Source organism: Croceicoccus estronivorus, assembly GCF_001625325.1.
In the GTDB taxonomy this organism is placed as follows: Bacteria; Pseudomonadota; Alphaproteobacteria; order Sphingomonadales; family Sphingomonadaceae; genus Caenibius; species Caenibius estronivorus.
In genome coordinates this window covers 129,338-152,765 of record NZ_JRQQ01000008.1, presented here as the reverse complement: position 1 = coordinate 152,765, position 23,428 = coordinate 129,338, and the positions used below count along the sequence as shown (strand labels likewise).

Annotated in this window: 22 protein-coding genes; 10 read left to right on the top strand and 12 right to left on the bottom strand. The window is 57.3% G+C overall.

Features of this window, described 5'->3' with window-relative positions:
- Window positions 1–4 precede the first annotated feature (4 nt).
- The 6 genes from MB02_RS13375 to MB02_RS13350 form a co-directional block, all read right to left on the bottom strand.
- Window positions 5–1,405: an NAD(P)H-hydrate dehydratase gene (locus tag MB02_RS13375; protein WP_235829518.1), complete on the bottom strand. Its 1,401-nt coding sequence runs from the start codon at window positions 1,403–1,405 to the stop codon at window positions 5–7.
- A complete protein-coding gene (locus MB02_RS13370) occupies window positions 1,389–1,724 on the bottom strand; it encodes a hypothetical protein (protein ID WP_170304740.1) in 336 nt (111 codons plus the stop codon). The genes MB02_RS13375 and MB02_RS13370 overlap by 17 nt, the downstream gene beginning before the upstream one ends.
- A 38-nt stretch (window positions 1,725–1,762) precedes the next feature.
- Window positions 1,763–3,619 (bottom strand): dihydroxy-acid dehydratase, encoded by a 1,857-nt coding sequence (ilvD, locus tag MB02_RS13365; protein WP_067538515.1) that lies wholly within the window; start codon window positions 3,617–3,619, stop codon window positions 1,763–1,765.
- Between the two features lie 113 nt (window positions 3,620–3,732).
- Complete coding sequence (locus tag MB02_RS13360) at window positions 3,733–4,458, bottom strand: N-formylglutamate amidohydrolase (protein ID WP_067538512.1); 726 nt, start codon at window positions 4,456–4,458, stop codon at window positions 3,733–3,735.
- Window positions 4,455–5,267: a 4-(cytidine 5'-diphospho)-2-C-methyl-D-erythritol kinase gene (locus tag MB02_RS13355; protein ID WP_067538509.1), complete on the bottom strand. Its 813-nt coding sequence runs from the start codon at window positions 5,265–5,267 to the stop codon at window positions 4,455–4,457. The genes MB02_RS13360 and MB02_RS13355 overlap by 4 nt, the downstream gene beginning before the upstream one ends.
- A gap of 9 nt (window positions 5,268–5,276) precedes the next feature.
- Window positions 5,277–6,923 carry an electron transfer flavoprotein-ubiquinone oxidoreductase gene (locus MB02_RS13350; protein ID WP_067538506.1) on the bottom strand — a complete coding sequence of 549 codons (1,647 nt, stop codon included), beginning with the start codon at window positions 6,921–6,923 and terminating at the stop codon, window positions 5,277–5,279.
- A 72-nt stretch (window positions 6,924–6,995) separates the two neighbouring features.
- Between MB02_RS13350 and MB02_RS13345 the strand changes: the two genes are divergently transcribed.
- From MB02_RS13345 to moaB, 3 genes are read left to right on the top strand one after another with little or no spacing between them, the layout of a single operon-like run.
- A complete protein-coding gene (locus tag MB02_RS13345; protein ID WP_082826194.1) occupies window positions 6,996–7,793 on the top strand; it encodes a uracil-DNA glycosylase family protein in 798 nt (265 codons plus the stop codon).
- Window positions 7,772–9,589, top strand: a complete 1,818-nt coding sequence (locus MB02_RS13340) for a lytic transglycosylase domain-containing protein (protein ID WP_067538503.1) — start codon at window positions 7,772–7,774, stop codon at window positions 9,587–9,589. The genes MB02_RS13345 and MB02_RS13340 overlap by 22 nt, the downstream gene beginning before the upstream one ends.
- Window positions 9,579–10,106: a molybdenum cofactor biosynthesis protein B gene (gene moaB / locus MB02_RS13335; RefSeq protein ID WP_067538500.1), complete on the top strand. Its 528-nt coding sequence runs from the start codon at window positions 9,579–9,581 to the stop codon at window positions 10,104–10,106. Before MB02_RS13340 ends, moaB begins: the two co-directional genes overlap by 11 nt.
- A gap of 52 nt (window positions 10,107–10,158) precedes the next feature.
- Here moaB and MB02_RS13330 read toward each other — a convergent pair whose 3' ends face one another.
- A complete protein-coding gene (locus MB02_RS13330) occupies window positions 10,159–10,494 on the bottom strand; it encodes a GIY-YIG nuclease family protein (protein WP_067538498.1) in 336 nt (111 codons plus the stop codon).
- Between the two features lie 83 nt (window positions 10,495–10,577).
- Between MB02_RS13330 and MB02_RS13325 the strand changes: the two genes are divergently transcribed.
- Window positions 10,578–11,177: a DUF2239 family protein gene (locus tag MB02_RS13325; protein ID WP_067538495.1), complete on the top strand. Its 600-nt coding sequence runs from the start codon at window positions 10,578–10,580 to the stop codon at window positions 11,175–11,177.
- A 103-nt stretch (window positions 11,178–11,280) separates the two neighbouring features.
- Window positions 11,281–12,369, top strand: coding sequence for a PA0069 family radical SAM protein (locus MB02_RS13320; protein ID WP_067538492.1), 1,089 nt, complete (start codon window positions 11,281–11,283; stop codon window positions 12,367–12,369).
- A 50-nt stretch (window positions 12,370–12,419) separates the two neighbouring features.
- Here the strand turns inward: MB02_RS13320 and dnaE are convergent, their stop codons facing one another.
- Window positions 12,420–15,905 (bottom strand): DNA polymerase III subunit alpha, encoded by a 3,486-nt coding sequence (gene dnaE, locus MB02_RS13315; RefSeq protein WP_067538750.1) that lies wholly within the window; start codon window positions 15,903–15,905, stop codon window positions 12,420–12,422.
- Between the two features lie 137 nt (window positions 15,906–16,042).
- Between dnaE and MB02_RS13310 the strand changes: the two genes are divergently transcribed.
- On the top strand, window positions 16,043–17,209 hold the full coding sequence (locus tag MB02_RS13310; protein WP_067538748.1) for a Yip1 family protein: 1,167 nt from the start codon (window positions 16,043–16,045) through the stop codon (window positions 17,207–17,209).
- A gap of 5 nt (window positions 17,210–17,214) precedes the next feature.
- Here the strand turns inward: MB02_RS13310 and MB02_RS13305 are convergent, their stop codons facing one another.
- The 4 genes from MB02_RS13305 to MB02_RS13290 all read right to left on the bottom strand — a co-directional run bounded on the left by MB02_RS13305 (window position 17,215) and on the right by MB02_RS13290 (window position 19,966).
- On the bottom strand, window positions 17,215–17,694 hold the full coding sequence (locus MB02_RS13305; protein ID WP_082826192.1) for a glutathione peroxidase: 480 nt from the start codon (window positions 17,692–17,694) through the stop codon (window positions 17,215–17,217).
- 14 nt (window positions 17,695–17,708) lie between these two features.
- Window positions 17,709–17,972: a hypothetical protein gene (locus tag MB02_RS13300; protein WP_067538490.1), complete on the bottom strand. Its 264-nt coding sequence runs from the start codon at window positions 17,970–17,972 to the stop codon at window positions 17,709–17,711.
- A gap of 85 nt (window positions 17,973–18,057) precedes the next feature.
- A complete protein-coding gene (locus MB02_RS13295; protein ID WP_067538487.1) occupies window positions 18,058–18,732 on the bottom strand; it encodes an ABC transporter ATP-binding protein in 675 nt (224 codons plus the stop codon).
- Complete coding sequence (locus MB02_RS13290; RefSeq protein ID WP_067538485.1) at window positions 18,725–19,966, bottom strand: lipoprotein-releasing ABC transporter permease subunit; 1,242 nt, start codon at window positions 19,964–19,966, stop codon at window positions 18,725–18,727. The genes MB02_RS13295 and MB02_RS13290 overlap by 8 nt, the downstream gene beginning before the upstream one ends.
- A gap of 181 nt (window positions 19,967–20,147) precedes the next feature.
- Here MB02_RS13290 and MB02_RS13285 point away from each other — a divergent pair, with 181 nt between their 5' ends.
- The 4 genes from MB02_RS13285 (at window position 20,148) to MB02_RS13270 (ending at window position 23,399) form a co-directional block, all read left to right on the top strand.
- Window positions 20,148–20,651, top strand: coding sequence for a flavin reductase family protein (locus MB02_RS13285; protein ID WP_067538483.1), 504 nt, complete (start codon window positions 20,148–20,150; stop codon window positions 20,649–20,651).
- 110 nt (window positions 20,652–20,761) lie between these two features.
- Window positions 20,762–22,231: an amidophosphoribosyltransferase gene (gene purF / locus MB02_RS13280; protein ID WP_067538480.1), complete on the top strand. Its 1,470-nt coding sequence runs from the start codon at window positions 20,762–20,764 to the stop codon at window positions 22,229–22,231.
- Window positions 22,231–22,947 (top strand): SDR family NAD(P)-dependent oxidoreductase, encoded by a 717-nt coding sequence (locus MB02_RS13275; RefSeq protein ID WP_067538477.1) that lies wholly within the window; start codon window positions 22,231–22,233, stop codon window positions 22,945–22,947. Before purF ends, MB02_RS13275 begins: the two co-directional genes overlap by 1 nt.
- Window positions 22,948–23,048: 101 nt before the next feature.
- A complete protein-coding gene (locus tag MB02_RS13270; RefSeq protein ID WP_067538743.1) occupies window positions 23,049–23,399 on the top strand; it encodes a PilZ domain-containing protein in 351 nt (116 codons plus the stop codon).
- The last annotated feature ends 29 nt before the right edge of the window (window positions 23,400–23,428 follow it).

Sequence of the window (23,428 nt, the reverse complement as noted above, 5' to 3'; positions counted from 1 at the left end):
ATACTCACAAGCAGGCGGCGTAAGCCGTCGATATTCTCGTAACGAGTTCGGCAGCAGTAAAAACGGGGCCTGACAGACGAGCCGCTTCTCCATGGAGCCAAACAGCCTCGCAAGCAGCAGCAAAAGGCTCAGCGTCGGTCGACAACCGGCTGACAACCAGCCCAGCAAGAACGTCACCTGTCCCTGCAACGGATAACCAGCTCGTTGCCCCTTGGGCTATCGCAACACGTCCATCCGGCGCCGCTATGATCGTATCCGGTCCCTTGGCAACAATGACCATGCCGCTCGCTCGAGCAAGAACCTTGGCAATGTGCAGCCTGCTGCCGCCCTCAATGCCATAGGCCGCAGCGAGCTTCTTCAACTCACCCTCGTGCGGGGTCGCGACGATTGCACGATTCTGGCTGTCTAACAGGTCGGGATCAAACAATATCAGGGCATCCGCGTCGAGCACGAGAGGACAATACCCGGTAAGCACTGCCTTCAGTCGCTCTCGCATCGCAGGAGATCGCCCCATACCTGGTCCAATCAGAACAGAGCATATCCGGGAATCTTCCAATGCGACGTCGACCGGCGACATGTCCACGACAAGTTCAGCCGGACGTGAAACAGGCGGGTCATTGGACGCAAGCTTCACGTAACCTGCCCCACCCTTCATCGCGGCTGCGCATGACAGCAAGGTAGCACCCGGCATTTCGCCAGCGACAACCACGGCAAGGCCACGTGAATATTTGTGCGCATCAATTGCCGGAGCAGAGAGACGGGGTTTGTCTATGAGTGCTGCGGCACCCTCCGCCGCTCCAATGCCAATAGGGACAAGGCGTCGATCCCCCATCCACTCTTGTGACGGGATCAACCAATGGGCGTATTTCCATGCCCCCAGCGCTATCGTCAGATCATAAGTGGGGAGCCAACTGTTCAGGGCGATTCCGGCATCGCTGTCGATACCACTAGGCATGTCGATGGCGATGCGTTGCGTATGGCTTCGCGCCAATTCTGTCAGGCAACGAAATGCCACCGAATCCAGAGGGCGACTAAGACCGCTGCCAAACAGACAGTCGACCAGCACATCTCCATGCGGCCGGGCCGCTCCATCCAGAATGTCCCCGCAGTAAGCGGCACGGGCATTGCGAGCTGCATCCGTCGCGGGATCATATGGCGCTACCACTGCAACTGGTGCGCCCCGCGCCCGCAGACATTCTGCGATCACATAACCATCACCGCCATTGTTACCCGGACCGCACAACACCGTGACCTTTCGATGTCCCGCCAAACGCCAGACATACTCGGCCGCCCCCCGCCCAGCGATCTGCATAAGCGAATCAACTGTCTCTCCACCGGTGATGAGAGCTTCCTCCGCAGCGCGCATCTGGGCCACGGTAAGGATCTGATCAGGGGTTGCTTGCACTGTCTTTCGCCGTGGCAGGAAAACGATAGCGATCGGTCGCTATGGAAACTTCAAGGAACTCGCCCGAAAATCGCGTCTGGGCCGGCTGCATGCCATCGGCAACGTCCAACCCACGACCATCTTTCAGAACTTCGAAACGGCGAAAGCCCCCGTCGGGATGACGCACTGTCAAAAACAAGCCGCCATCTTCACGACTTCGCTCCACCGTGCAGGCCGGCGCAAATTGCTCACCCCCATCAAGCGCGCAAGCAAGCCGCTCCATAGTCCCGGACGTCGACGAATCTGCCCCTCCACCCTGATTGCAGGCAGCAAGAAACATTATCCCACCTGCAATCAAATGGCGGCAGAATGCCTCCATTAGCGACGCTTGAGCTGAGACAGATCGCGTACTGCGCCACGAGCCGCACTGGTTGTCATCGCTGCGTAAGCCTGCAGAGCCACTGACACCTTGCGCTTGCGCGGCTTGGCCGGCTGCCAGGCATTTTCGCCCCTAGCTTCCATCGCTGCGCGGCGGTTCGCGAGTTCTTCATCCCCAACGACAAGACGAATTGTCCTGTTTGGGATGTCGATTGCGATCTCGTCGCCATTTTCGACCAGACCGATCAAGCCTCCTTCCGCCGCTTCCGGCGAGACATGGCCGATCGACAAACCGGACGTACCACCGGAAAAGCGTCCATCGGTGATCAGAGCACACGCCGCACCCAGACCTTTGGACTTCAGGTAGCTGGTCGGATACAACATTTCCTGCATGCCCGGCCCGCCTTTCGGCCCTTCGTAACGAATGACGACGACATCCCCCGCCTCAACCTGCCCAGTCAGAATTGCCGCGACTGCGGCATCCTGGCTTTCATAGACTTTGGCCGGCCCCGTGAACTTGAGAATGGAATCATCGACACCAGCCGTTTTTACAATGCAGCCATCGACGGCGATGTTACCGGACAGGACAGCAAGGCCCCCGTCCTTGCTGAATGCATTATCGGCCGACCGAATAACCCCGTTTTTCCGGTCCAGATCGAGTTCATCCCAGCGCCGGTCCTGACTGAACGCCGTCTGGGTCGGCACACCGCCTGGGGCTGCGCGATAAAAATCACGAACATCCGCGTCATTCGTCCGGCCAATGTCCCATCTGTTGAGCGCATCAGCCAATGTCGGAGCATGGACTGTCGGCAATCCGGTATGAAGCAGTCCTGCCCGGTCCAATTCGCCCAGAATGGCCATGATCCCGCCGGCGCGATGAACGTCTTCCATATGCACATCGGCCTTGGCAGGCGCCACCTTGGACAGCACCGGCACCCTGCGGGACAGGCGATCAATATCGGTCATAGTGAAGTCGACCCCTGCCTCCTGTGCAGCGGCCAGCAAATGCAGCACTGTGTTGGTCGATCCCCCCATCGCGATATCGAGTGACATCGCATTCTCGAACGCTTCAAAGCTCGCGACAGCCCGGGGCAGAACGGACTCGTCATCTTCCTCGTAATAGCGGCGACATAGATCCACTACAAGACGACCCGCCTGCAGAAACAAGCGCTCGCGCTCTGCGTGAGTAGCCAGCATGGAACCATTGCCCGGCAAGGAGAGCCCCAAGGCTTCGGTCAGGCAGTTCATCGAATTGGCAGTGAACATCCCGGAGCATGAGCCGCAAGTCGGGCAAGCCGAGCGCTCGATGCTCGTAACTTCCTCGTCTGTCATGCTTTCGTCAGCAGCTGCGACCATAGCGTCAACGAGATCGAGAGCATGCTCCTTCCCCCGCAGAACAACCTTGCCTGCTTCCATTGGGCCGCCCGAAACGAATACAACCGGGATATTGATGCGCAACGCCGCCATCAACATACCGGGCGTGATCTTGTCGCAGTTCGAGATGCAGACCATTGCATCAGCGCAGTGAGCATTGACCATGTACTCCACGCTGTCGGCGATAAGATCCCGGCTCGGCAACGAGTAAAGCATGCCATCGTGGCCCATGGCGATGCCATCATCGACCGCGATAGTGTTGAATTCCTTGGCCACCCCCCCTGCCGCTTCGATCTCGCGCGCAACCATCTGCCCCAAGTCCTTGAGATGGACATGGCCAGGCACAAACTGCGTGAAACTGTTGACGACAGCGATGATCGGCTTGCCGAAGTCACCATCTTTCATACCCGTCGCGCGCCACAGGCCACGAGCACCGGCCATATTGCGGCCATGAGTGGATGTGCGTGAACGATAGGCAGGCATGATATTGGCTCCGGTCCAAACTCGGGTTCAAAGATAACTTGGGGCCGCCCTACCGCAGGTTCTGCTTCAGCCGAAGCGGAAAATGGCAGAATGCAGCATCCCGCCACGCGCCATTATCCGGCTAGCTCAACGGCTACGGCATTGCATATCCGCCAAAGACGCTCTGCCCATTCGCTCTGCCCTGCATCATCAGCAATCAGATCCTGGCGGATCTCGATGTAGAGATATGGGCGCCCATCGTTTTCGACGTGCCGCTCGATTGCCGCATTATACACCTTACCTGAATAGGGGAACTGATCCCCTACGATCAGGCCTTCCGCTTCCAACAACGGAAATGCAGCGCGCGCGCCACGCTCATCTTCATCGTACAACAAGCCGCAATGCCATGGTCGTATCTCATCTGGCCGACTTGTCAGGCTTGGCGTGTAGCTGTGCAGGATCAGCGTCAAAGACGGCGGAGCATCGACGAGCAAGCGGGACAATTGCGCATGGAACGGCCTATGGAAACGCGCCAGTCTGTCCTCGCGGTCGATCCCAACGTTGCCCGGAACAGGAAAGCCATCGGTAATTTCCGGAATGGCGGCCGGATCCTGTTCCGTGCGATTGGTATCGCAAACAAGACGGCTGACATTGCCCAGAAGAGCAGACGCACCCGTGTGAGCAGCAAGTTTTGCGGCAATACCAGCGACACCGATATCGATGGCAATATGCGCGTTCAACAATCCTGGATCGATACCAAGTTCAATATCCGCCGGCACACGGTTGGAAGCATGGTCCGCCACAATGAGGATACCACCGAACCTCGGCGTCCCAATCATTTTCCACGGTAGATCTTTCATCTCAGGCTTCCAGTCTTTATCCACCATCCTGGATAATCCTGTGCGATGGATTCCGCCGCGCGTTTCATGGCGTCATGATTGTGGTAAAGGGCAAAACAGGTCGCCCCAGATCCCGACATTCGCACAAGAAACGCATCCGTTTTGCGCAGAGAAGCGAGTACGGTTGCTATACCCGGACAGATTGCAATGGCTGCCTCTTCGAGGTCATTACGCCCCTCTGCCGCAATTCGGCTCACCGGCCCTTGCGGCAAGGGGCCACGATCGATTCCGTCCCAACCAGAAAACACGGGCCCCGTTGGCATTTCCTCCCGCAAGTTCACCATTAAAATCGGCGTGCTGGATAGATCGCTTGCGACCGTTTCGATATCGGCCCCAGTGCCTCGACCAACGCATGTCACACTTTCAACGCAAGCAGGCACATCCGCCCCCAGACGCGCTGCCCGAGCAAGCCAGTCATCAGGCAGACCGTGCGTCCGCTCTACGAGGCGAAAAATAGCACCTGCATCGGCAGATCCACCGCCAAGCCCTGCCGCAACCGGCAGGTTCTTCTCCAATTCAATATCCAGTCCATCCGCCCGAGGTAGCACGCCAAGTGCCCTGGAAACGATGTTTCCAAATGGGGCAGCTAACTCAGCAGCAAACTCACCGATAATTCTAAGCTTATCCACTTCGGAACCGCGCGCCGTCAGCCGATCTCCAACGTCCGCGAACGCGAAGAGGGTCTCTAGCTCGTGGTAGCCATCCTCGCGCCTGTGTCGAACATGCAGCGCGAGGTTCACTTTCGCATAGGCAATTTCGGTAAGTACCAAACGGGCCTCTTACATGTTGGGGTAGTTTGGTCCACCACCGCCTTCCGGCGTTACCCAATTGATGTTCTGGGTCGGATCCTTGATGTCGCAGGTCTTGCAATGGACGCAGTTTTGCGCGTTGATCTGAAGACGGGGCTCACCTTCTTCCTGTCCGACAAATTCATAAACCCCGGCCGGGCAGTAACGCGCTTCGGGCCCTGCATAGACGGGCAGGTTGATTTCCGTCGGAATTGACGGATCCTTGAGTTGAAGATGGCAGGGCTGATCTTCTTCATGGTTGGTGAAAGAGAAGGAGACGGAAGTCAGCCGATCAAAGCTGATCACCCCGTCTGGCTTCGGATATTCGATGGGCTTGTAGAGATCCGCTCGCTGCAATGCTTCCGCATCGGTATGATGTTTCATCGTAATCGGGAGGCCGATCTTCAGTGTGCGCATCCACATGTCGATGCCGGCCATCACAGTGCCAAGCTCCCCACCGAACTTGGCGACCAACGGCTGAGCATTCTTCACCAACTGGAGTTCCTTGGCGATCCAGCTTTCCCGCACGGCCGCATCATACTCAGCCAGAGCATCGTTCTCACGACCTGCGCCAATTGCCGCCACAATGCTTTCAGCCGCCAGCATTCCGCTCTTCATAGCGGTGTGGCTGCCCTTGATGCGCGGCACATTGACGAACCCAGCCGAACAGCCGGCCAACGCCCCGCCAGGGAAAAACAACCGCGGCACGGATTGCCAGCCGCCTTCATTGATAGCCCGTGCGCCATAGGCGACACGCTTGCCCCCTTCGAGAATGGCACGAATGTCGGGGTGCTGTTTCCAGCGCTGGAATTCTTCGAACGGATAAACGAATGGATTGGCGTAATCGAGCGCAGTTACGAAACCGAGAGCGACCTGATTGTTGGCCTGATGGTACAGGAAGCCGCCGCCCCAGCTGCCGCTTTCAGACATAGGCCAGCCTTGGGTGTGCAACACACGCCCCGGAACGTGCTTGTCCGGATCGATATCCCACAGCTCCTTGACGCCGATTCCATAGACCTGCGGCTCGCAGTCAGCTTCCAGATCGAATTTCGCCTTCAATTGCTTCGTCAGATGGCCACGCGCGCCTTCGCAAAACAACGTGTACTTGGCATGCAACTCCATACCCGGCTGGTAATCCGGCTTGTGGCTGCCGTCACGCGCGACCCCCATGTCCTGAGTCGCGACACCTTTCACTGCGCCATTTTCATCGAAAAGGATTTCGGAAGCGGGGAAACCCGGAAAAATCTCCACGCCCAGCCCTTCGGCCTTTTCAGCCAGCCAGCGACAGAGGTTGCCGAGCGAGCCGGTATAGGTCCCGTGATTGGACATGAACGGCGGCATCATGAAATGCGGCATGGCCACCTTGCCATTGCGAGTCAGCAGCCAATGCCAATTATCGGTCACCGGCACTTCGGCCATTGGGCATCCATCATCGCGCCAATCAGGCAATAGCTCATCCAATGCCCGTGGATCGACGACTGCTCCCGAAAGGATGTGTGCCCCGATTTCAGAGCCCTTCTCAAGGATACAGACTGAAAGTTCGTCGTTCAGTTGCTTCAGCCGGATCGCCGCAGAAAGGCCTGCGGGGCCTCCACCCACGATGACGACGTCATAGGGCATCGATTCACGTTCACTCATGGCCTGCTATCCTGTTATCCCGATCTTGTCTCACAACTGCGCCGTTCGACGCATGGTATATGCATTAACGCCTTGATTGCTGCGCAACGGCAGGTCAAGACCCGCAAGATGGGAGGACACGCAAATCGAACCCCGCTGGAACTGGTCACCGGTGCTCTGAACTGGTGGCGCGAAGCAGGCGTGGATTTGCAGTTTCTGGACGAAACACACCCCTGGATCCCAGATCAAAAGAAGACTGAGGACGAACTTGCAAGCGTAGGTTTGCCCCGAACTGCAGCCCCATCGCCGGAGCCTGCGCCTCAACAGAACTCGCTAACACAACGCGAATCCTTGCCCGAAACACTGAAGGATTTTGCAGGTTGGTGGTTAAATGAACCTGCCTTGGATCAAGGCGGTGCCAGTCCGCGCGTGGTTCCACGTGGTTCCGCCCATCCGGAGCTGATGGTACTGGTGGCCGAACCGGAATCCGACGATCGCGAACAGCTGCTTTCCGGCCCCTTGGGAAGTTTGCTGGACGCCATGCTATCGGCTATGGGCGTCCAGCAGGAAGCTGTGTATTTTGCATCCGTGCTGCCGCGAAACACTCCGTTGGCAGACTGGAACGCCATTGCGCTAAGCGGAATGGGTGCAGTCACACTGCACCATATAAGCTTGGTCGCACCGAAAAGATTAGCCATATTCGGCAGGAACATTCTGCCGCTTCTCGGCCACGATCCGACGCAAAGCCCTGTAAGTTTACAAAAAATAAACCATGAAGGTGGAATGGTACCGGTTATTGCCGGATGGGATCTTGCCGCATTACTTGCCCGAACGAAGGCGCGATCGGCATTCTGGCAACGCTGGCTCGAATGGACGGATTCACCGCTGTGAAGCTCATGAGGGAACTGCTGAACGCCAAACTGCTGTCCGCCACGCTCGTGGCCGGTTTCGTAGCTTTCGCTCCATATGCGGCGGAAGCCCGCAGTTCGGCTGAATACTTCAGCGCAAGAGCCACCACCAATCAGGTGCCGTCCGTACTTAGCCGCCGGGAACAGGAGTATTATCGTTCCGTCTTCGATGCGATCAGAGGCGAAGATTGGACGCGGGTTCAGGATTTGCTGGCCAAGGATGATGACGGCCCCCTGCACGAAGTCGCAATGGCTGAATATTATCTTGCCGCGAATTCGCCCAAGATCGAATTGCCTCTGATCCAGGCATGGCTGGCCGATGATACGGCCCGCGATTTGCCACAAGCCGCCCAGATGAGCCGGCTGGGTTTGCGCCGTGGACTGGAGTTTGCACCCAGTCTTCCGCAGGAACAGACATTTTATTCTCAGGGCAGTCAGCCCAAGCGCATTCGCCCTCGCTCCGTCGATGACGGAACGATGCCTGCTTCGATTTCTTCGGCCATCCTCGAACGGATAAAGAACGACGATCCGGATGGCGCCCGGCAATTGCTGGATGGCATCGATTCGTCGCTCAGTTCCGCAGCTCGCGCAGAATGGCGCCAGCGTGTGGCCTGGAGCTATTATATCGAGAATGACGACCCTGCAGCGCTCGCAATGGCCCTCCGTGTTTCGGAAGGGTCCGGTGACTGGGTAGCTGAAGGGGATTGGGTCGCCGGTTTAGCCTCCTGGCGACTGGGAGATTGCGAGACCGCCGCGAGCCGGTTCGAAAAAACCGCGCGTCGTGCTTCTAATCCAGAGCTCGGTGCGGCAGGATATTATTGGGCCAGTCGCGCGCAGATCCGTTGCCGCGCACCGGAGAAAGCGGCCAGCTTGCTGCGCAGTGCGGCCAAGGCTGACGACACACTTTACGGAATGCTGGCGCTGGAACAATTGGGACAGCAGGTTCCCTCGACATATGCGCAGGCCGACTTTAGCAGCGATGACTGGAAAGCATTGCGCGACATTCCCAATGTCCGGATTGCGGCCGGTCTGGTTGAAATTGGCGAATATGATCTTGCCGACGAGGTGCTGCGTCACCAAGCAAAGATCGGAGATCCCCGACAGTTCGATGCGTTATCGCGTCTCGCTCGCGATTTTGGCATGCCGGCCACTCAACTGTGGATGGCATATAATGCGCCACGTGGCGGCAATCCGGAACCGGCGTCCCGCTTTCCCACTCCCAAATGGCAACCTAGCACTGGCTGGCGCGTGGATCCCGCACTCGTCTATGCCCACGCACTCCAGGAATCCAATTTCCGCACCAGCGTAGTCAGCCCGGCGGGTGCACGCGGGCTGATGCAGATAATGCCCGGAACTGCGCAACACTATGCCGCTTCAATCAACATGAACGGCACATATGCCGAGTTGGCCAAGCCCGAAATCAATCTGGCGTTTGGCCAGCGGACATTGGAAGCCTTGCGGGATTCCTCGGGTACAGGCGGCCTTTTACCCAAAGTGATGGCCGCATATAATGCAGGCCTTTCACCTGTTACGCGCTGGAATACTGAAATCAGGGATCAGGGCGATCCGCTCCTCTGGATGGAGTCCATCCCCTACTGGGAGACGCGTGGATATGTCGCCATCGTAACTCGCAACTACTGGATGTATGAGCGCCAGGCCAACGCAGACTCCCCTAGTCGCGTTGCGCTTGCCCAGGATCGTTGGCCACTATTCCCCGGCGTTAGCGATGGCGGGCGCACTTACCTCGCGGCAAGCGACACACCTGACAATGGCTATTGATCCGGAACGGCCATTCAAGCCGATCAACATTGCTATCCTGACGGTTTCGGACACGCGCGGGCCAGACGATGACACATCCGGCGATATTCTCGCCGCGCGGGTCCAATCCGCAGGACATACCCTCGTCGCTCGTGCAATTGAAAAAGACGACGCAAACGTGCTGGTCGAAAGACTGAACGTCTGGATTGACGATCCGAACATCGATGCCATCGTTTCCACCGGAGGCACTGGCCTGACCGGGCGGGACGTAACACCCGAAGCATTGGAACGCATCAAAACCCGGGATATCCCGGGTTTTGGCGAACTGTTCCGCTGGCTCAGTTTCAAGACAATCGGCACTTCGACGGTCCAGTCGCGTGCCTGTGCAGTAGTAGCCAGAGGAACATATGTCTTTGCCCTCCCAGGCTCCAATGGAGCTGTGAAGGACGGCTGGGACGGTATATTGGCTGAACAACTCGACAGTCGGAATCGGCCTTGTAACTTCGTCGAACTCATGCCCCGCTTGCGGGAAGCGTAACACCCCAAACCATTGGAGCGAATGGCGAACTCGGCTCCTACACATTACTGGTTTAGATGCGGACGCCATCGAGTTTGGCAAGCCAGTACTCCAATCGCTCCTTGAGAACACGATCCCGCGAGTATTGAAGATCCTTCTCATCAAGGATTTCGAGGACCTCAAACTGGAATGCTTCCGCGCCGCAATTATTCCAAGCCTGCTGTAGCGAACGATGCGGGTACGCACCCTGCCGCAATGTGAACCACAGTCTGTTCCAGATCGTGCCGACATCGTTGGCCCTTCCGATCCATACACGGGCATCGCGAGTGCTGCGGACAGCGTATATCCCGGGATCGCTGTTCCGTTCTTTGTACCGCAATACCGCCTGCCGCCGGGCTTCTTTATCCATATAGCCTCCATCACGTATGGAACGTCCATCAATTTTTACCAAGGTATATTGACTGGATAATAAAATCAATTCACCAAGGTAATATGAACAAAGATCTCCCCCCTGAAACTCTCGCAAAGCCCTGCACCGCATTCGACGGAAACAGGAAGGTCTCGTCCGGCCAGTTGGTGGAAGTAGTCCTCTATCTCAAACCACTAGTGAGCGATCCCCATGCCTCGATTCTGATCTTTGACGACGACACTGGCGCAGTTCTCGATATTGATTTCCGTGGAACTTCGGCCGAGATCATTGCGCGTCTGGCACAGCACCCAGTGGCACAGACAATATCAGCAAAGAAACGAGGACGGCCCAGACTGGGCGTGATAGGGCGTGAAGTTACTTTGCTTCCGCGCCACTGGGACTGGCTGGCTTCACAGAAAGGCGGCGCGTCACAAACCCTCCGCCGTCTAATCGATAAGGCTCGACGAGAGGCCAGAACTGAAACTTCGCGCCATTTGGCACAGGAACGTACGTATCGATTCATGAGTGCAGTCGCCGGGAATTATAGCGGCTTTGAAGAAGCCTCCCGCGCACTTTTCGCAGATAATTTTGGTGCGTTGTCGCGCGCCACCGAGGCTTGGCCCAAGGATGTGCGCGAATACACATTGCAACTGGCCTCCCCCACGGAAAATGACTCTGACTGAGCCGGTTTTCTTGGCGAGCGGGGACAAAATCGGGTTCAGCTTCGGCGAAATCCTACGAACGAGACCATGACATTGCCACAAATGTTCTTTATATGTTCCATTTATGACAAGACATCGCATCTCAGCTCCAATGCATGGGCGTGGCGCGCAATCAGGTGACCTTTCCACCCGCTTTGCTCTTCCCAGTCGTAGCGCCGACGGGGACTGGCTGGATGCACGGGAGACTGTGGATGGCCCTGTGGACAAGTTGCGGACAACCGTCACCGAGGAGCACCCCAAGGCCGTTCTCAGCTTCAACAAGTCTCCTGACATTCCTTTTGATCGATCGGTAAATGCCTATCGCGGTTGCGAGCATGGCTGCATCTACTGCTATGCTCGCCCCACCCACGCTTTTCATGATCTCTCGCCAGGCCTCGATTTTGAAACGAAGCTGTTCGTCAAACCGAATGCCCCCATCATCTTGCGCGAGACTTTCGCGAGAGCCGGCTATCGCCCGGCTCCCGTCGCCATGGGCACCAACACCGATCCATATCAGCCGATAGAGGCGCAATATCGCATTACACGGCGCATTCTCGAATTATGTCTCGAATGCCGTCACCCGGTAACGATCACCACCAAGTCGGATCGCGTGTTGCGTGACGCAGATCTCCTGACCGAACTTGCGCGCCGAAACCTCACCGCAGTCTCCCTTTCGGTAACCAGCCTTGATCCGCAATTGTCCCGCCTGCTTGAACCTCGTGCGGCGACCCCTGCCAAAAGGCTGGCTGCACTCGGCGTGCTTACGGAAATGGGCGTGCCGACCAACATCTCTATCGCGCCTGTTATACCAGCGGTGACCGATATCTTCATGGAAACACTACTGCAAGCGGCAGGTAAAATCGGCGTATCATCAGCCAGTTGGATAGCTTTGCGCTTGCCGCACGAAGTCGCACCATTATTTCGTGAGTGGCTTGCAGTTCACTTTCCCGACCGCGCGAGCAAAGTCATGGCAATCGTACAAGACATGCGTGATGGGCGCGACAATGATCCAGACTATTTCACACGCATGAAGCCCAAAGGAATTTGGGCGGACCTCATCCGCACACGTTTTCGTATTGCCTGCAAGCGCGCAGGTATCAAAAATGAGGATCTTCTTCTCGATTGCAGCCAATTCCGCCGACCACCACGGGGCGGGCAGCTTAGCCTCTTTTAGGCTGCTATATTCGATCCAGCCATTTCAGTTACTGCTGGCTCAAAGAGAAATCAGGCCACTAACCTCAGGTGCCGTCCGTTCGGTTGCGCGCTCAATGACACCTTCGCAACACCAGGGATTTCCTGCAGCTTTTCGGCCAATTCTCCATCCAGTGAGAATCCATCGCCGAGACGGACAAGCGGATTTGTGCCGCATGTCGTGCGGAGCCGCGCCAAGACTTCCCCTTTCCCTTTCTCGCCTTGTGGCAGCATGTCCGCCAGCATACGCAAAGCCGGGGCTTCACTCACCTCAAGTGTCAGCCGCATATGTGCGCCACTTTTCACGTCGGCCAATGGCCGCGCACCCCTGACCGTTACGCGAGGCGGCTCATCAGGATTGGGACTGTCCAATTCGACATTGAGCAGTACGCATGTCCCTTCCCGCGCCCATTTGACGAAGGATTCTACAAGACTCTCCTCAAAACAGGCAGCACTGAACTGGCCTGAGGAATCCGAAAAATCCGCCCGAACGAAATCGGCGCCCTTCCGGGTCTTGCCCTTGTTTGCCCCTTCAACCATCGCAGCCATCACAGCCGCGCTGCGTCCCCCGGCCACGCCTGAATCCATCAGTCCAGCATAACTGCGCGCACCGTTCGCACTCGCAATCGCCCGGAACTGTTCCACTGGATGTGCGGCGAAATAGAAGCCGAAGTTCTCTCGTTCATGAGCCATCTGTTCAGCACGATTCCAGGGCTGAACTTCCACAAGGCGCAGGGAGGGTACAGCATGATCTTCCCCGCCGAACAGCCCGACCTGTCCGCTTGCACGCTCACGCATCGCGGCGTCGGCTGCTCCCATCAGCATTTCAGCACTGGCGAACACACTGGCCCGATTGGTTTCCAGGCTGTCGAACGCACCTGCACCTGCCAAAGCCTCAAGCTGCCGACGGTTCATCGACCCGGCCGGCAATCGACGAAACAGATCATCAAGGCTCGCAAATCGGCCGTTTGCCTCGCGCTCGGCGACGATGGCTTCCATCGCCTTTTCGCCGACATTGCGAATACCGGCGAGAGCGTAGCGAAGAGCGTACCCTTCGTCTGTCTGCTCAACGGTAAACTCCGCCTCCGAACTGTTTATATCCGGTCCCGCAATTGTGATCGGAATCTTCTGCCGCCGTGCATCATCGATAAAAACACTGAGCTTTTCAGACTGGTGCATGTCGAAACACATGGACCCGGCATAAAATTCTTCAGGATAATGGGCCTTCAACCACGCCGTCTGGTAGGCAAGCAAAGCGTAAGCCGCAGCGTGGCTCTTGTTGAAGCCGTAACCGGCGAACTTATCGATCAAGTCGAACAGCTCATTGGCCTTTTTGGCCTCAATTCCCGAAACTTCCTTGCACCCTTCGACAAAACGGGCACGTTGCGCATCCATTTCCGCCTGAATCTTCTTGCCCATCGCGCGGCGCAAAAGGTCAGCATCTCCGAGCGAATATCCGGCCAGGACCTGCGCAGCCTGCATCACCTGTTCCTGGTAAACGAAGATGCCGTAGGTTTCCGCGAGAATACCTTCGAGCTTGGGATGCGGATATTCAATTGGCTCCACACCGCTCTTTCGTTTCCCGAATAACGGGATGTTATCCATCGGGCCGGGACGATAGAGCGAAACGAGCGCGATAATGTCGCCGAAATTGGTCGGCTTCACCGATGCCAGCGTGCGCCGCATACCTTCGGATTCCAGCTGGAACACGCCCACCGTATTGCCGGACTGGAGCAGCTCATAAACTTTCGGATCGTCCCATCCTAGGCGATCCAGTTCCACCTCGATGCCCCGCTTCTTCAGCAGGTCCACAGCCTTGCGCAAAACCGACAGCGTTTTGAGCCCGAGAAAGTCGAACTTTACCAGCCCCGAATCTTCGACATGCTTCATGTCGAATTGGGTCACCGGCATATCCGAACGCGGGTCGCGGTAGAGCGGAACCAGCTGGGCCAGGGGCCTGTCGCCAATCACCACACCCGCAGCGTGGGTGGAACTGTTGCGGGGCAGCCCCTCAAGTTGCATGGCCAAATCGACCAAACGCTTTACGTCAGAATCAGTATCGTATTCACGTTTGAAATCCGCCGCACCGTTGAGCGCACGCGGCAAAGTCCATGGGTCCGTCGGATGGTTCGGCACCATCTTGCACAACCGATCGACCTGCCCATAAGTCATCTGCAGAATCCGGCCGCAATCGCGCAGGACCGCTCGCGCCTTCAGCTTACCGAAAGTGATGATCTGGGCCACGTGGTCGTGACCGTATTTCCGCTGAACATAGCGGATAACCTCGCCCCGTCGCGTTTCACAGAAATCGATATCGAAATCCGGCATGGAAACGCGTTCCGGGTTGAGAAAGCGTTCAAACAGCAGCCCAAGCCTGATTGGATCCAGATCTGTAATGGTGAGCGCCCATGCAACCAGGGACCCAGCGCCCGAACCACGCCCTGGCCCCACGGGAATACCGTTTTCCTTTGCCCACTTGATAAAGTCGGCAACGATCAGGAAATACCCTGGGAATCCCATCCGGGTGATAATGTCGATCTCGAACTGAAGCCGGTCGTCATAGACCTTGCGCTCATCAGGGGTAAGCTCCCCATATGGCTCCAAACGCGCATCCAGCCCACGGCGCGCGTCTTCCGCCATCATTCGCACTTCGCCTTCTGCATCGCCGGCAAGACTAGGCAGGATCGGTTTGCGCTTTGGCGGAGCAACGGCACATCGCTGTGCGATGACCAAGGTGTTCGCGATCGCTTCCGGCAGATCTGCAAAGGCCTCAGCCATGGAATCCGCCGGCTTCACATAGTTTTCCGCCGAAGACCGTGGACGATCCGATGCATCGATATGGGTCGAGTTCGCGATACACAGCATCGCATCATGCGCGGCACGAAAATGCGCCTCTGCAAAATTGGCAGGATTGGTAGCAACAAGCGGTAGATCGCGTGCAAAGGCGTAAGCGATCAAAGCCTCCTCGGCAGAATCCTCGACGGGATTATTGCGCCGCGCAATCTCGACATAAAGCCGTTCGGGAAACAGTCTTTCCAGCCACTCGCCATATTCCTGAGCGTGATGGTGCTGCCCTTCCGCAAAAAGACGCGTGAGCGCCCCTTCCCCAGCGCCTGTCAAAGCGATCAAGCCGTCGGTATATCCTTCCAGCCACGCCCGCATGACGTGCGGTTCCTCATGTGGCGGACGGTCGAGATGAGCCCGGCTTACCAGATGGCAAAGGTTTTCCCAGCCAGTCTCATCCTGCGCGAAAACAGGTAAATAATCGATTGGGCCGCCTTCGGCGCCATCCGCACTTCTTGCCACCCCCAAAAGAGTACCAACGATCGGCTGGACACCTTTGTCCCGACACGCGCCCGCAAACGCAACGGTGCCGTAAAGGCCATTGCGATCACAGATGGCAATGGCGGGAAAGCCGCGATCTTTCGCCAGTTGGGCGATCGCCTTCGGGTCGATTGCACCTTCGAGCATCGAGTACGATGACAGGATCCGCAAAGGCACGAAAGGAGCATAAGCCATGATCGGGAACCTAAGGTCGATTTCAAGCGTCATTCAAGCTGCGACCGTTCCAGTTCTGGGGAAAAGGTGGTCGATCTCGTCTTGTAATATCCAGCAAATATGATCCTATTGCGCATTCAGAAATGGGGGAACTGTACATGGAACAAAATTCCAACCCTGGCCCACAGACCCGCGACCTGGTGGATCGGGCCAAATCGATCATCCTGAAGCCAACCGAAGAATGGCCAAAGATCGCCGAAGAACCGACTGGCATAAGCGACGTCTTTGTCAAATATGCCGTACCGCTGGCCGCTATCGGCCCTGTCTGCACCCTGATCGGCAGCCAGTTGTTCGGGTATGGCGCTTTCGGTTTCACTTACCGCCCGTCGTTCATGGGCGCACTGGGTGCGGCCGTGGCAAGCTATGTGGCGACTTTGGTCGGCCTGTTCATATTGATGCTGATCGCCAATTTCCTTGCCCCCAAGTTCGGCGGAACACAGGACGGGCCAAAAGCATTCAAACTCGTTGCCTATTCAATGACAGCGGGCTGGATTGCGGCTGTTTTCGGGCTTCTGCCCGCACTCGGCATCATCGCGGCAATCGGCGGTCTCTATGGTATTTACCTGTTTTACCTTGGTGGCCCGGTGATGATGAAAGTGCCCCAGGAAAAGGCGGTAGGCTACACTGCTGTGACGATCCTGGCGGCAATCGTCCTGTATCTCGTGGTCGGCGCAGTCACGAGCGCTGCTGCACACCTCTTCGGCCACAGCCCCTACGATGAAATTGCCGAGAGCGGCGAAATGTCCGGAACCATGAATATCCCCGGCGTCGGCTCTGTCGATGTGGGCAAGGCTCAAAAAGCCGCTGAGCGGGCGGAAAAGATGGCCAAGGGTGAGTTGAAGCCCATTTCGACGGACCAATTGAAAGCCCTGCTTCCTGCCTCGATCGGAAGCTATAGCCGGACCGGGTTCGACAGTATGGCTGCTGGCGGGCTAAGCCACGCTTCTGCGACTTATGAAGATGGCGGCAATCGTTTCGATTTGCGGATATCCGATACCAATGCCCTTGGCGCATTGGGCGGCATGGGCGTAGCCATGGGAATGGAACAGAGCAGCGAAAACGCCGACGGTTATGAACGCACAGGCGTTGTCGACGGGCGCATGCAATCCGAAAAGTGGAGTAAATCCGGCAGCCGCGGCCATTTCGGCGTCATGGTCGCCGACCGGTTTATGGTCGAAGCTGACGGCAGCGTACCCAATATCGATGTGTTGAAACAAGCCGTTGCCACGATTGACGAACCAGCATTGGAAAAGCTGTCAAGCTGATATCCCTAGAGGAGAGCCTCTATATCAGCTTGAAGCGTTTCCGGCTTATCCATCGGTGCATAGCGGCGGACCACCTGGCCCGTGCGGTCGATCAGGAATTTCGTGAAATTCCATTTGATCGCGCGGGTTCCCATCAGCCCGGGCGCCTCGCCTTTCAGCCATGTGTAGAGCGGAATTGATCCATCGCCATTGACATCGACCTTCTTCATTACGGGGAAGGTCACATCATATGTCAGCCGGCAGAAACTGGCGATTTCGTCCGCGCTTCCCGGCTCTTGCTTACCGAACTGATTGCATGGAAATGCAATCACCTCAAAACCGCGAGCAGCAAATTTGCGCTGCAGTTCCTCCAACCCTTCATATTGAGGGGTGAAACCACATTTACTTGCCGTGTTGACGACCAACACGACCTTCCCCTGCAAATCGGCCAGATCGAATATCGTCCCATCCGGCCGTTCAACCGAAAAATCGGCAAGGGAAGCCACGTTAGCCGCCCCGCTCAGGCAGCACGGCCCGGGAAATCCGGACGAGACGCAAGCGCCATGATCTCAACCAGTTCCAGTCGGTGATCGCCCGACTTTTCGATCACATAATCGCCACGTTCCTCTTCAGGAAGGCTCGCAACAAACCGAACGAGTTCGGCCAGAGTTCCCTGACGAACGGCTTTGAATGCCGAGAGCAACCCGCCGCCATCATCCTTCCTGTGCAGTTCGGAGTGATCCTCCCATTCCACAGGGGTCGGCTGTTGGGTCGTATCGGTCATTTTCAGTACATTTCCCTAAATTGCGTATAGTGCCATTCTGGCGATTGCCGGCCGATAATCAATGATCCCGGCCAAGGAAAGGGGGCTATTGAAGATGCCCCTCATGCAGCCTGACGACCCGGTCCATAGACAGGGCCAGCCTCTCGTTATGCGTGGCCACCAGCGCCGCACTCCCCTCCCCCCTGACGAGGCGAAGAAATTGCTGCAGGACCTTGTCTGCCGTTACTTCGTCGAGATTGCCCGTAGGTTCGTCAGCGAGCACCAGTTGCGGTCGATTGGCAAGCGCGCGCGCGACAGCAACACGCTGCTGTTCCCCCCCCGAAAGCTGGCTTGGCCGGTGATCCAGCCGTTTGCCGAGGCCTAATGCCCCGAGAAGTTCACGTGCCCGTGCTTCTGCTTCCTCACGGCTCTTGTTCGCCACAAGCTGCGGCAACACCACATTTTCCTCGGCCGAGAAATCAGGAAGAAGATGGTGGAATTGATACACAAAGCCCAGATGATCCCGGCGGAGTGTCGTGCGTGCATCGCCTGAGAGCCGACTCGCGTCTTTCCCGGCGATCTCGATCGTCCCGCCGAATCCCCCTTCCAGCAGTCCGATCGCTTGCAGCATCGTCGATTTGCCCGCGCCTGATGGCCCAAGCAGTGCAACGATTTCCCCCGCCTGGATAGTGAGATCCACACCCCGCAACACGTCGATCCGCACGCCGCCCTGTTCAAAGCTGCGCGTCAGCCCGGTCAGCTGAACTACCGCACTACTCATAACGCAATACCTGTACCGGATCAGTGCTCGCCGCCTTGAATGCGGGATAGAGCGTCGCCAGAAAACTGAACCCCAGCGCCATCCATGAAATGACCATCACTTCGACCGGGTCCGTTCGCGAGGGCAACTCTGTCAGAAACCGGATCGAAGGATCCCAGAGGTTCTGTCCAGTCACAATCTCTATCGCATGAACGATAGGCTGCCGGAAAAACAGGAATATGAAACCAAGAACGAGGCCTGCCAGCGTGCCGAGCGCACCGATCACAAAACCGATTGCGACGAAGACTTTCATCAGGCTTTTACGCGTGGCCCCCATCGTCCGCATAATGGCGATGTCCCGCGTCTTGGCGCGCACCAGCATGATCAGGCTGGAGAGAATGTTGAACACGGCCACCAGCACGATGATCGACAGGACAACGAACATGGCGACCCGTTCCACCGCCAATGCCTCGAACAAGCTGGCGTTAATGGTCTTCCAGTCGGAAACGACCGCTTGTCCGGCGAGCTTCTTGGTCAGCGGCGCCATGATCTGCGAAACCTCGTCCGGATCAGTGGTCTTCACTTCGATCATCCCCACCGAGTCACCGGTGAGCAGCAAGGTTTGTGCATCCTTCATCGGCATCACGACAAAGGCCTGATCGTAGTCGTAAACACCGATCTCGAAGATCGCGGAAACATGATAGCCGATTTCCCGCGGTACTGTGCCGAACGGAGTTGCCCGGCCCTGCGGATTGATGATGGTGATCGTATCACCCACTCTGGCGCCAAGGTTTTCAGCCAGGCGCGCGCCGATGGCGACATTACCCGCGCCCGGCGCCAATTCCTTGAGATCACCCTCCGTCTTCTGCGGTTCCAGCCGACGGATATCTTCCTGCGTGTTCCCACGCACCAGAATTGCTTCTACCCGGCCATTAAAACTCGTCAGCAGAGGCTGTTCGATCAGCGGCGAGGCGCGAACGACGCCCGGCGTCGCCCTCACTTCCTTCAACACGCTCTGCCAATTTTCGAGTCGTCCGCCATAGGCCTGAATGATCGCATGGCCGTTAAGCCCGACGATCTTGTCCAGCAATTCGCCGCGAAAACCGTTCATCACGCTCATCACGATGACCAGCGCGGCAACGCCGAGCATGACTGCGGCCAAGCTGATTCCTGCGACAAGGGCGATGAATGCTTCACCCCGTCCGGGCAGCATGTATCGCTTGGCGATAGTCCATTCAAAAGGGGAAAGGATCAAGCAACTGGTCCGTGAGACACTGAATAATGGTTACGGATAGGGCCAGCGCGCGGCAGGTGCAAGCAATCCCGCTCCACTAACGAGAGGAGATCTGCGAAATCCACCTGTGGGGTGGACATCCGCGCCGCCACTGGGCCATGGACTCCCCGAACCCAACTCTCAATCAGGAGCAGGAACCACCATGGACGAACAGGACCGCAAAACCGCATTGCGCATGATCCCCTATGGCCTCTACGTCATGACTGCCGAAGGCAAGGGAGAGGCACCTGCCGCCGCCACGGTCAATTGGGTGACGCAAACGAGCTTCAGCCCACCGCTCATCGCGGTAGGTGTCAAAACGGATTCCGGTGTCTACGCCGCTGCCCGTTCAGCCGGGCATTTCGTGCTCAACATTCTCGGCAAGGGACAACAAGGTGCCGCCTTCACATTCTTCAAACCGGCAGAGCTGGAGGACGGAAAACTCTCTGGCGAAGCCATAACCTGGGCACAGAACGGGGCACCGATCCTGAAGAGTGCGCCTGCCGCCATTGAATGCCAATTGGTCGAAGTCGTGGAACGCGGCGACCACCATACCTTTATCGGTGAAGTCACCAATGTTCATATTCACAAACACCCCGAAGGCCGTGCCGACGAGGCAGTGTTGGAAATGAAGGAATTGGGCGAAAAGGTCTTTTACGGCGGTTGATGTCATTCGCTCTGGAGAATGGCTCGCCTCCGGTGGGCCGTTCCCCTTGCTTTCAAGGCAAATCAAGCCCACATGCGCCGACGACGGGGCGCCTGAGGCCGGACGATTCTATGAACATGACCCATCCCTTCCACGACGCGGACGGCGATAAGCTGCGCGAAGAGTGCGGCGTTTTTGGCGTTATCAATGCGTCGGATGCTGCCGCTATCACTGCACTGGGCCTCCATGCCCTGCAACACCGTGGCCAGGAAGCAGCCGGAATTACCAGTTTCGACGGCAAGGAATTTTATTCCCGTCGCGGCATTGGTCAGGTGGCCGATAATTTCTCCACTGGTGAAGCCATCGGTGAATTACCGGGCTCCATGGCCGCTGGCCACGTTCGCTATTCCACAACCGGCGGTTCCGGTTTGCGCAATGTCCAGCCGCTTTACGCAGACCTTGCCTCCGGCGGGTTCGCGATCGCTCATAACGGCAATATTTCCAACGCCATACATCTGCGCCAGCAACTGGTGCAGAAAGGCGCGATCTTCCAATCCACTTCCGACACGGAAGTGATCATTCACCTGATCGCGACCAGCCGGTATCCAACCTTGCTCGATCGCTTCGTGGATGCCCTGCGACTGGTGGAAGGTGCCTATTCACTGATCTGCATGACGCCCAAGCGCATGGTCGCCTGCCGTGATCCGTTGGGCATCCGCCCCCTGGTGATGGGCAAGCTTGGCGACGCAATTGTCTTCGCTAGTGAAACAGTTGCACTCGACGTCGTCGGCGCACAATTCCTTCGGGAGGTGGAGCCTGGCGAATTGATCGAAGTCCGGCTCGATGGCCGAATTACCAGCCATCGTCCGTTTGGCGATTCAAATCCACGGCCATGCATTTTCGAGCATGTCTATTTCAGTCGTCCGGATTCCATCATGGGTGGCACTTCGGTTTATCAGGCCCGCCGTCAGATCGGTGTGGAACTGGCCAAGGAATCGCCAGTGGAAGCCGACCTTGTGGTGCCGGTGCCCGACAGCGGTGTTCCGGCCGCGATCGGATATGCACAACAGTCCGGCATTCCATTCGAGCTTGGCATCATCCGTTCACACTACGTCGGCCGCACATTTATTCAGCCTTCGGACGGGCAACGCCATTCAAGCGTGAAACGCAAACACAACGCCAATCGTGCACTGGTTCAAGGCAAACGGATCGTACTGATCGACGATTCCATCGTGCGCGGAACCACCAGCCTCAAGATCGTGCAAATGATGCGCGAAGCTGGCGCGGCGGAAGTACACATGCGCATTGCCAGCCCTCCCACCATGCACAGCTGCTTCTATGGTGTCGACACGCCGGAACGCTCAAAACTCCTGGCAGCAAAGATGGACGTCGCGGCCATGGGTGAATTCATCCAGGCGGACAGCCTCGCCTTCGTGACGATTGACGGTCTTTACAGAGCAGTCGGGGCCGAAGGCCGCAATGCGGATTGCCCGCAATATTGCGATGCATGCTTCACAGGGGACTATCCAACCACGCTGACAGACCATAGCGAGCGGGACGATCCGGCCCAACTTTCTCTACCAGTCAACAAGGTCGCGTAATGACCAAACCACTTGAAGGGCAAATCGCGCTGATCACCGGCGCGAGCCAGGGGATTGGCGCCGCCACCGCCAAAGCAATGGCCGCTGCCGGCGCACACGTCATTCTCACGGCGCGTGATGATCGCAAGCTGGAACAGATCGAGCAGGAAATCCACGAAACGGGTGGCATGGCCACCATCGCTCCGCTCGATCTCGCGGAAGGCGACGGGATCGCCCGGCTTGCCAGCGCTATTGCCAATCGCTGGGATCGGCTCGACATCATGGTGATTGCCGCCGCGATTCTGCCGGAGCTTACGCCGGTGACACAGATCGACCAACGTGCCTTCAGCAAGGCTCTGACCGTTAACCTCCTTGCTACGCAAGCATTGATTGCCGCATTCGATCCGCTGATGAAACGCAGCGACACTGCTCGCATAATCGGGCTTACCAGCAGCGTGGGCAGCAAACCGCGGGCCTATTGGGGCGCCTATGCTGCAACAAAGGCAGCATTCGAGGTTCTGCTGGAATGCCACGCACGGGAAGTCGAAAAGATTTCCAACACGCGGGTCGCGATCGTTGATCCAGGCGCCACGCGCACTGCCATGCGCGCCCGTGCATATCCAGGCGAAGATCCGCAAACGCTGAAGGCCCCCGAAGCCGTTGCCGAACGCATCGTGGCTTTGGTGCAAGAGCCATTTGCCACACCATATCGTGAACGGGTTCCCGAACCGCGTTAACCAGTTGGTAAAACTCTGCGGTAAGCAATTCCTTCCATATTCGGCAAACGCTGAGGGATAACCCCTCGGTATGTATGTCGAATGTTCGAGGGATCGCAGGAATGACACTCGAAACCACGCCAACCCGCTATGCGATTGCAGCGCAGGAAGACCGCTGTGCACCACGCACCAAACTGGCCATTCCCGCACAATTTCGCCAATCTGGCGGGCGAGCATTCCAGACTGTAATTCATGACCTGTCGCTATCCGGATTTTCCGCGACAGCCGTCAATCGTCTGCAGCCGGGTACGATATGCTGGCTGACGTTGCCCGGCCTCGAATCCCTGCAAGCCGAAGTAATCTGGTGGGACAAGAGCCTGTGCGGTTGCGCCTTCCAGAAATTGTTGAATCCCATCATACACGATAATATTCTTGCGCGTTATCTCGGTGATGGGTCCTACCGTACAACCTGATTTCAGTTTGCCCCAGCGGGGGCGGGCCT